Consider the following 1432-nt stretch of genomic DNA (forward strand, 5'->3'; position numbering starts at 1 on the left):
AGTTCCAGACAATCAGGCGTTGACCATCGTTGAAGTTCCAGTTCGGTACGTCGATGCACTTGTTGTGCCAGTTGCTGACGATCCGGCTGGAGTCGCCAGCGGTGGTGGTCAGAGACAGCCCGTAGCGCTGAAGGATCGGTGTGATTGGCTGGTAGAAGAAGTTGCCTCCGGCGTCGCAGTTGCCGGTGGTCCCGGAGGTGACGCCTTGCGCCTGGTTGCCTGAGATGACCGCGCCTCCGGAGTCGCCGGGCTGCGCGCAGGCGCTGCTGCGCACCAGGCCCACGACCGCACCCTGGGCGTAGTTGACGGTGACGTTCTTGGCGGTGATGGTGCCGCACCGCCAGCCGGTGGTGCGTCCCGAGCGGCAGACCGAGCTGCCTTGGACGGCCTCACCAGAGCCGGCGACCAACACGTTGCCGCCGGCGTAGTTGTTCACCCACGGCTGGGAGGCCCAGGAGCCGTTGGTACGAACCCAGCCGTAGTCGTTGCCGGGGAACACCGACTCGGCGACGGTGCCCTGATCGACGTTGTTGAAGCCGCGGGTGGGCGCTCCCGCCCCACCGCAGTGACCGGCGGTGACGAAGCCGCCGGCGACCGCAAAGCCGACCGAGCACAGCGTTCCGGCACCGATGGCGTACTGGTCGCCGCCCCGGATGTCGAAGACCGGCCGTGGGGTTTCGGTGGTGACCCGGACGGTCACCTCGTCCGGGTCGGCAGTACTGCCCCGGACGAACGCGAGACCGGCGGATCGGGACGTGGCTGCGACGACAACCGTGTTGGTGACCGGGTCGACGTACCAGGTGCGCACCGCGTCCGCGGCGCCGGCCGCCACCGAGTCCAACGCCGACTTGGTGGCATTCAGCTGTCGCTCGGAGCGGGCCACGACCCTCGGTGTCGCGCCGGCGGCCCGTACCGCGGCGGCATCCGCGGCCCGGGTGACGCCCACGAGCAGTTCGGTGCCGTCGACCCAGGCGCCGGCATAACGCTGGCCCAGCGCGCTACGGAGACGTTCGGCGGTCGGTGTTGCGGCGGCCTCCATCCGGAGCCGGACCTGGACCTGGGCGTCGGACAGATGGAGGTCTCGGCGCATCGCCTCGGTCATGGACACTGCGGAGTCGTGCGGCGGGGAGATCGGGTCGGACGGCGGCGCGGCGGCGGCGCCCTGGGACGGTACGGCGAGTGTCGCGCCGGCGATGACGGCGACGGCGGCGGAGCGCCATGTGGTCTGTTTCACGGGGGTGTCCTCTATTGCATGGTGGGGTTCAGCGTGGGTGCTCGAGCCGTCCGGGCATCCGTTCGGGGGGACGGATGCCGGCAGCGGCGGGTGGGACGTGGTTCGGGGGTTGGTCAGCCGCGTCGCCACTTCTGGTTGGCGCCGCCGTTGCAGGTCCACAACTGCAGGACCGCGTCGTTGTTCGGGTCCCAGTCCTTG

1 protein-coding gene is annotated in these 1432 nt (G+C 69.9%); it reads right to left on the minus strand.

Annotated features, from left to right (window positions below; all coding sequences use genetic code 11):
• A partial coding sequence (locus ABZU53_RS31700; RefSeq protein ID WP_355069251.1) for a S1 family peptidase occupies nucleotides 1-1234 on the minus strand: 1234 nt, incomplete at its 3' end.
• Nucleotides 1235-1432: the final 198 nt, after the last annotated feature.

Source organism: Micromonospora sp. NPDC005194, from assembly GCF_040608335.1.
In the GTDB taxonomy this organism is placed as follows: Bacteria; Actinomycetota; Actinomycetes; order Mycobacteriales; family Micromonosporaceae; genus Micromonospora.